10 protein-coding genes and 1 pseudogene are annotated in these 8,080 nt (G+C 46.5%); all 11 read left to right on the plus strand.

Going from position 1 to position 8,080, the window contains the following annotated elements:
• The first annotated feature begins 185 nt into the window (after positions 1 to 185).
• Positions 186 to 881, plus strand: coding sequence for a hypothetical protein (locus AACX68_RS15075; protein WP_228859681.1), 696 nt, complete (start codon positions 186 to 188; stop codon positions 879 to 881).
• 262 nt (positions 882 to 1,143) lie between these two features.
• A pseudogene (locus tag AACX68_RS15080) lies at positions 1,144 to 1,512 on the plus strand (BRO-N domain-containing protein); the annotation flags it as partial.
• Positions 1,513 to 2,011: 499 nt separating this feature from the next.
• Positions 2,012 to 2,335, plus strand: coding sequence for a hypothetical protein (locus tag AACX68_RS15085; protein ID WP_228859683.1), 324 nt, complete (start codon positions 2,012 to 2,014; stop codon positions 2,333 to 2,335).
• 77 nt (positions 2,336 to 2,412) lie between these two features.
• A complete protein-coding gene (locus tag AACX68_RS15090) occupies positions 2,413 to 3,156 on the plus strand; it encodes a phage baseplate protein (RefSeq protein ID WP_228859684.1) in 744 nt (247 codons plus the stop codon).
• Positions 3,156 to 3,428, plus strand: a complete 273-nt coding sequence (locus tag AACX68_RS15095; protein ID WP_228859685.1) for a phage baseplate plug family protein — start codon at positions 3,156 to 3,158, stop codon at positions 3,426 to 3,428. Before AACX68_RS15090 ends, AACX68_RS15095 begins: the two co-directional genes overlap by 1 nt.
• Positions 3,418 to 4,308 (plus strand): baseplate hub protein, encoded by an 891-nt coding sequence (locus AACX68_RS15100; protein ID WP_228859686.1) that lies wholly within the window; start codon positions 3,418 to 3,420, stop codon positions 4,306 to 4,308. Before AACX68_RS15095 ends, AACX68_RS15100 begins: the two co-directional genes overlap by 11 nt.
• Positions 4,289 to 4,978: a phage baseplate protein gene (locus AACX68_RS15105; protein WP_228859687.1), complete on the plus strand. Its 690-nt coding sequence runs from the start codon at positions 4,289 to 4,291 to the stop codon at positions 4,976 to 4,978. Before AACX68_RS15100 ends, AACX68_RS15105 begins: the two co-directional genes overlap by 20 nt.
• 68 nt (positions 4,979 to 5,046) lie before the next feature.
• The gene (locus tag AACX68_RS15110; RefSeq protein ID WP_228859688.1) at positions 5,047 to 5,334 is read left to right on the plus strand and encodes a hypothetical protein; all 288 of its coding nucleotides are present in this window, start codon (positions 5,047 to 5,049) and stop codon (positions 5,332 to 5,334) included.
• On the plus strand, positions 5,331 to 6,524 hold the full coding sequence (locus AACX68_RS15115; protein WP_228859689.1) for a baseplate J/gp47 family protein: 1,194 nt from the start codon (positions 5,331 to 5,333) through the stop codon (positions 6,522 to 6,524). The genes AACX68_RS15110 and AACX68_RS15115 overlap by 4 nt, the downstream gene beginning before the upstream one ends.
• Positions 6,521 to 7,153, plus strand: coding sequence for a DUF2612 domain-containing protein (locus AACX68_RS15120; RefSeq protein ID WP_228859690.1), 633 nt, complete (start codon positions 6,521 to 6,523; stop codon positions 7,151 to 7,153). Before AACX68_RS15115 ends, AACX68_RS15120 begins: the two co-directional genes overlap by 4 nt.
• Before the next feature lie 8 nt (positions 7,154 to 7,161).
• Positions 7,162 to 8,080: phage tail protein (locus AACX68_RS15125; RefSeq protein ID WP_228859691.1), on the plus strand; the 919-nt coding region annotated here is incomplete at its 3' end.

Raw genomic sequence — 8,080 nt, forward strand, 5'->3', positions numbered from 1 at the left:
TAGCGAAGCCTTAGCTGCTCGAACAACTAAGGCTCCTGAGTGCTATTTACCGCGAGATAAACAACTTAGCCATTGTAACGAATGACAAATTAATTTTCTAGGGCACTTGCAGGCGCTCTAAAAACAGAAAACCAGTAGTTAACGGCTACTGGTTTCAATCAAACTAACTCTACGGAGAGCTTTTAATGACTAATAACAATGTAGCAAATAGCTTCAATTTTGTCACTGAAAAAACCATTGACACTCAGCACCTGTTGGTAATGGTTAATCAGACTCGTAAGGATTGCGGAGAAAAACTAATCCGCAATAACGATTTTTTAAATCGTGTCAAAGATGAGCTTAACGGGGAGTTTTACGAAATATTCGTAAAACCCTCTGGTGAGACTGGTGGCAGACCAATTGAGGTAATTTCAATCAATATCAAACAAGCATTGCGCGTTGCTGCTCGTGAATCAAAAGCCGTTCGCCGCGTCTTGGTTGATAAATTGGAGGAAATGCATAATGTCAAACCAACAACTCCAAATGAAATAATCGCAGCCATGGCACTAGCGAATGTCGAGCAGGAACGCCGCATTGCCGTAGTTGAGCAAAAAATGGAACACATAGAGAGAGGGACTATTCCGGTTGGTTATCAGGGTTACAGTTACCTGAAAGCCAATTATGGATTGAGTGATGCCAAGAGTAGACAGTTAGTCATGGCTTGGTCGGTTCCTCACAAAAAAGTACCTCATGTTGCACCGGGCGGACAGGTCATCCAGATGTCAGTTGTGCATGAAGAGTCATTCGAAAAGGCTTTACGCCAAATGATGGCAGAGGCTGAACAGCGTGGTTCACAGTGGCATCATCCCAAGATGGCTAGGTTTTCAATCACAAGCAAGTAGTAGCTTAAGGATTTAAGCCACGGAAGGCGAAGAGCGAACAATCAAGCTATCAATGTTATTAAGGGTATGCAACCGATTCCCAATCTTAAATCGATTGATTAGTCTAATTTTCGAGCCGCTTCCCAAATTTAGGATGTAAATATTTACAAAAGGTTACAGTTACGTAATAAATGATGTCGCTTTAAACGGCGAAGCCCCGAACTACTTCCGATAGCTAGGGGCTTCTAATACAACGTCTACAACTCTTTGCAGGAGATAGACAATGAAGAGTATAGCAATTAGCAAAACGAATAACACTAATCAATTAGTCTTCCGTAATACAGTGTTTAACCCTGTTTCTCATGCTAATAATATTTGGCTTACTGCGGTAGAGTTAGCAAAGGCGCTTGAATACAAAAAATCAGATGCAGTTACTCAGATTTATGAGCGTAATTCTGATGAGTTCACCTCAGCGATGACCGAGACCCTCAAATTGAGTGTCTCGGATAAATCAAAAGGTTACGATGAAAACTTACAAAAAAAGGTACGCGTTTTTTCTCTTAGGGGCGCCCACCTAATTGCTATGTTCTCAAAGACGAGTGTTGCTAAAGAGTTCCGTAAATGGGCGTTGGATATACTGGACCGCGAGGTTGAGGAAAGTAGTTTAGACGTCTCCAAAACCACAACCTATGATCGGACTCCCTTACGTGGACTGGTTAATACCCTAATGGGTAAATATGGCATCAGTGATAGAACGTTATTCCAGATGGTGCATCGTGAGTTTGGGGTAAACCACATTGACGAACTCAGCCATGAGCAGCTTCCGTCTGCGATAGCGTATCTGGCAACGAAAGTGATTGAAGGTGAGTTTCTAGGTAAAGAGGCTTTGCTTGTATCTCAGCAAGTTAGATATACAGTTAAACTGGAAATTTACGATAACCATTCCAATCAAGTAGATAGGCTTACAAACAGGATGGATACACCGGAAGGCATTATTCAAGGGGTAGCCAAATTATACGGTTATTACATTGATAAAATGATATCAATGCCGGATAACGCGCTTTAGTCTCAAGCCACGGATGGCATTATTTGGTGATTGTATAACCAGTCAGTGCTAAAATTGAATCAACCAAAAACACAGAGAGGTAGATATGGACGCTCGCATAGAAAAGTTAGAGACAAGAGTTGATTCCATTGAGTCTACCTTGTCTCGCCTAAATGAAACGATGTTAAAGCTCGATGGTAAGATTGACTTACAAACATCTAAACTCGAATCAGCTATAGCTTTGCAATCAAGTAAGCTTGAATCCGCAATAGCCTTACAAGGCGTTGAACTAAAATCTTCCATGGATAACCAGAAAGTGGCTTTTGATGGTAAATTGAAGGATATGCGCTTAAGCATCATTCTCTGGATTTTAGGTCTGCCTAGCTTGTTTTTTGCGGTATATAAAATATATGAAACAATTAGCCAATAACTAACCCGCTTCGGCGGGTTTTTCATTTCTAAGGCCGCCGAGTGCGGTTTTTTTACATCTAAAAAACAGGGTGAACTATGTTTGGAAAACCAGATATCCCTAACTGGAAGGGTATCCCCAACGCTGCACTTGATGCCGGAATTAGCCTGGGTGGTGCAGCGTTAATAAACACATTGTTCGGCAACTACTGGGGAATATTCAATCAGTATGGCATCCCCCTGTTGCTGGCAGATAGCGTGATATCCCTGCAATACCAGAACCAGTATCGGGTGGTGAGTGCTCCGATAGAGAACGGCTCATTTGCCTCTTATAACAAGGTCGGTGAGCCTTACAAAGTGACGGTTCAGTTAAGCAAAAGCTCAGGTGGCACATTAGAGCGCGGTGCTTTCCTGTCTCAGCTTGAGATATTAGCGAAAAGCACATTGAAATTTCATGTGGTCACACCTGAATTTGTCTACATCAATGCTGCCATTGTCGGCTATGACCTTGCACGGGAAGCCAAAGATGGCACTACGCTGATTAAGGTCAATGTCCATCTGGAAGAAGTCAGGGAAGTGAAAATCAAATATGACAAAGAGGAAGTGAAGAACCCGGATGATGCCAAAAAGAAAGACACCGGAGACCAGACACAGAAAGTGGAAGCGCAGCAGCAAGAAGTGAACGGCATACTGGATGATATTTTGGATAGCAGAAAAACTAAATTAAAGAGGATTGGGGATTTTAGCGAAAGAGTCGGCGGTGCATTAGGAAAAGCCCTTGATAAGGGTAAAGAACTCCTAGAGATGGGGCGGCAACAAATTAATGGAGGAGGGTTCTTTTAATGCTTGTTGAAATTACTTTATCTCCTATTCCCAACCAAACAACCTCATTCACGATTGGTACAGACCTAATTGACCTGACCCTTGAGAGCCGACTGGGAAACATTTTCGCCACAGTACAAAAGAACGGGGAATATCTGGTGTGTAACCGCATTTGCCGGAATTTGTCGTATATCTGTCGATGGTTGGTCTTTGTGGATATTGAAGGGAATACTGACCCGGAATACACCGGACTGGGTTCTCGCTATAAACTGGTATGGAACGATGAAATTTAATCGAAAAGTTATCAAAATCACCCTCACACTTTCAGGCAAAGACGAATCCTTCACCTCAGCCAGCCAGAATAAACTCTCCGCCACCGGGCTACGCATTAACGCCGAAATTAACTACGGCAACGGGGCCATCACGCCTTATGCGCGGGTGAAAGCTTATGGCCTGCCTATCGAGACGATGGAGAAGTTACTGCGCAAAAAGTGGGGTGATCTTCAGGCGCTGCGCAATATGATGACCATTGAGGCCGGAGAAGAAGGTGAGGCGTTATCACAGGTCTTCAGAGGTGGCATCACGTTTGCCTACCCTGATTTTGGTGATGTACCTAATGCATCACTGGTGATTGAGTCGCAAACGGCGGTGTTGGATAAAATGCAGGGGGTGAATGCTGAAAGTTACGAAGGTGAACACGATGTTGCCGCTATTATCGCGACCATTTGCCAGCGCATGGGCTACACCTTTGAGTCCAACGGGGTCAGCGTGAAAGTCTCCGATCCGTACTTGCATAACACGGATATCGATAAAATCCGCCAACTGGCTCATGCTGCCAATCTGGATGTGTATATCGAAGACAAAAACGTAGCCATTACCTACAAGGACAGCCCCCGGCACACCTTAAAAATACCGGTTATCTCACCGGAAACAGGCCTAATCAGTTACCCCATACCAACCAATCTCGGCGTGCAGTTCAAATGCTTCTATGATCCGCTCGTCCGGTTCGGCGGTATTGTCCGTATTACTGACAGCCTGATAAAGATATGTAACGGGGACTGGCTGGTCTTTGGTATCAGGACAATATTAGAAACCGAGCAGGATTCCGCACAATGGGCAATGGAAGTGTCAGCCAGCCGACGAGGAGGAAATTATGCCGCCATCAAGAAGTGAACGGGTATTACTTTATGACCCACAAGCCACCGCAGGCGGGGCACTCAGTCAGGAAGCCATTATCTGGTCGCTGATTGGCAGGATGGGCACCGTGACTATTTGCCGGATAGAGAAAATCCACGGCGGCGGTGTTGGCCCGGTAGGGTATGTCGATATCCTGCCTCTGGTGCAACAGGTCGATGGGGCAGGCAATATTTATCAAAATGCCACCGTCTACAATGTGCCGTATTTTCGCTATCAGGGCGGCGAGAACGCCGTTATTCTTGACCCGAAAGTGGGGGATTTGGGTTTTTGCTTTACCGCCAGTCGGGATATCTCGAAGGTGAAGAGAACCAAGAATTCAGCGCCACCGGGTAGTAAACGCAAATACGATATGGCAGACAGTCTCTATCTCGGTGGCTTGCTGAATGGCACGCCGAGCCAGTTTATCCATTTTCTGGAGAGCGGAATGGACATCGTGTCCACCGGCATCGTGAACGTTAAAGCCACTAAAATTGTACTGGATGCGCCGGTTGAGACGACCAGTACCATTCAGGCCAAGAGCAATATTACCGACAACACAATCACCAATAGCCAGTCTATGGCGGGTATGCGTGAAATCTATAACCGCCACACTCACCCCGAACACGGACAAGGCGCAAATACCAGCCCACCTAATCAGAAGGCGTAATCATGCGGACATTATTTTTAATGCCTGCCACATGGGATTTAACTCTCGATGCGGCGGGCAACATTGCTGTGGCCTCAGACCAGTACGCCAGAGCGCAGTCAGTGGCTAATGCCTGTCGGGTCTTTGTGAAAGACCTGTATTACTCGCAGGGTGACGGCATTCCGTATCTGGAGGAAATCTTAGGTAAGAACCGCTATTCACTGGCGATGTACCGCAAGTATTTAGAGGATGCAGCGATGTCTGTCGAGGGAGTGATATCAGCTACGGCGGAACTCAGCACCGCCAATGACAGGGTAGTGAGAGGACGAATACTGTTTACTGATATCAACGGAACCAAGGGAGCAATCGAACTATGATCCCAAAACTGCAAATGACCCCACAGGGGATATTAGCGCCACCCACACAGGAGGTGATTGATGGCTGGTGGCAGGTACTCAAGGGGTGTTTTGGTGACAATCTCAATACCGACATGAAAACCCCGCAAGGCCAACTAGTGACGACGCTAACTGCGATTATCACCGATGAACGTAACTTCTTTATCCATCTCCTGAACAGCTTTGACCCGCGTTACGCTGACGGTCTGATGCAGGATGCGCTGGGGTATATTTATTTTCTGCAACGTAAGCAGGCCACTAAATCCGTAGCTGAGATCACGGTTAATGGGCTGGTCAATGCGGTTATCCCGGTTGGCTTTCAGGTGGCTGATAATGCCGGGAGGACGTGGAGTACGCAGACGGAAGTCACAATCGGTGATGATGCACTGGTCACTGTGCATGTTTACTGTGATGTTGTTGGACGAGTTGAAGCGGCTGCCGAGTCCATTAATCGCATTGTGAAAGCTGTTACCGGGGTAGATTCGGTTATCAATAAACAGGCCGCTATTGTGGGCAAGGAGGCGGAATCCCGACAGGAATTTGAGCTGAGGCGACAGCAGTCGGTAGCTGTCAATGCCAAAAATACCAATGCCGCGACACGGGGTGCGGTAGGTAATCTTAAGGGCGTGATCGACTGTTACGTTGTTGATAACCCGTCTAACGAAACAAAAACCGTAGGGTTCACCAATTATCCGTTAATTCGGAACTCAATCGCGGTGTCTGTCGTGGGTGGCGATGATAATGAGATTGCCCGACATATTCTGAGTAAAGCCGGGTCTGGCTGCTCGTTTATGGGTAATAATACAGTCAAGTACGAAGACACCGAAAGCTTTCCTTACATGCCGCCTGTTTACGATATTAAGTTCATCAGACCGCATCATATCCCGGTGGAGTTTATTATCACCTTTGAAGACAAGTTGAAATTAACCCATCAGGACAAAGAAGCCACCCGTCAGGCGGTCATGAATGAATTCACCACAGGCCGGGGAAAAGGGCGCATTGCCAAGAAATTGATTGCCAGTGATTATATTTGTGTTGTGGCCCAAGCTGCGACTGAGCGGTTAATCGCGGTTCAGGTGGCCAGAAAAGGCGAGGCGGTAGCAAATTATCTGGAATTTGGCATTGATGAGTTCCCGGTGTTATCAGTGGATGATATAAGGATAACGTCATGATTGAGATAAAAGACACCTTCCTGAGCCAGTACGCCAACAGTCCGACCCTCTGCACCATCCTCAATGATTTTAATGACACGGTAGACCCCAGAGCCAGTACGGATGAGTTTTATCATCTGGCAGTCAATGTGCTCACGGCAAAAGGGTTCGGGCTGGATATCTGGGGGCGGATTGTCGGCATTGGCAGGGATTTATCCATACCCGATCCGAATGCCGATTATTTCGGCTTTAAAGAGACAGAGAAGTATACCCCGTTTGACCAGTCACCCTTTTACAGTGGCGGGGCGTCAGATATGTCCTACAAGATGGATGATTCCACTTATCGGGACGTGATTTTAATGAAGGCTTACTCGAATATCCTGTATGCCACCGCCCCGAATATTAACCGGTTTCTGAAAAGTTGCATTTTTACAGGCCGGGCCTATTACCTGATCACCGGACACATGACCGCACGGTATGTTTTTGAATACCGGTTATCGGAATTAGAAAAGAACCTGATTTACCACCATCACATCTTACCGCGCCCGTCAGGGGTTCAAATTTCTATTGCAGAACTGCCTGCGGGTGAATTTTTCGGCTTCTATGGAACGGGCTTCCAGCCTTTCGGTCAGGCCGCTTTTGCACAATAAGGTGAACCATGAAAAACCCTAATTTAATCCCTAAGCCCTTCGCGCAGAACGGGCAGAAAGACGCGATCCCTGCGAACCACAAATCAGACCTGCCCAGCCAAAAGGCCACATGGGATACCGGTTTTCCACAAATTACTATGATGCCCGTCACCGCAGGCGGTTTACCCCCTAGTGGACGCGATTTTAACGGCATCCTGAACCAGATTTCAGAGAATATCGTGTATTTATCCCAAGGCGGGAAGTTTAAATATTCTCAGGAATATGCGGATTCGACGGGCGGTTATCCCAAAGGGGCAATATTGCAGTCTGATGATGAAACCCGCGAGTTTCAGAGTCTGGTGAATAACAACAAAATTAACTTTAATAAAGAATTGCCTGAGAAAGTGAGTGCAGCATGGAAACAGGTAAGCACGACGCAGCTTTTGGATGAGTTAAATAAAAAGCTCAATCGCTCTGATGTCGTACAATCAGTTGGTAACAGTAAAGCGCAGGTGATGAGCCAGAACGCTACCACCGATGCCCTGAACACCAAACAAGACAAAGGCGATTACGCCACTAATTCGGCATTGAACCAAGTCAACGACAACGCCAACAGCCGCCTTGAGAAAGCGAAGAACGGGGCGGATATTCCCAATAAGCCTGAATTTGTTAGTAATATCGGGGCTTATCCTGTGACAGGCGGCGTCGTCAATGGGAATGTCGATGTGACAGGGTACTTATCCAGTACTGCCGTGTATGAAGCGGGGGGAATACGGGTTTACAGTGCGAATAATAAGCCGACTCTGAACGACATTGTTTTCGGGGCGTTTTCGGCCTTGCCGATTGGTGTACCGGTTCCGTGGCCTTTAGCCATTCCCCCGGTTGGTTGGCTGAAATGTAACGGTTCGACTTTCTACGCAGGGCAATATCCGGAGCTGGAAAAAGTCT

The organism is Xenorhabdus sp. PB61.4, assembly GCF_963894935.1.
Classification (GTDB): domain Bacteria; phylum Pseudomonadota; class Gammaproteobacteria; order Enterobacterales; family Enterobacteriaceae; genus Xenorhabdus; species Xenorhabdus stockiae.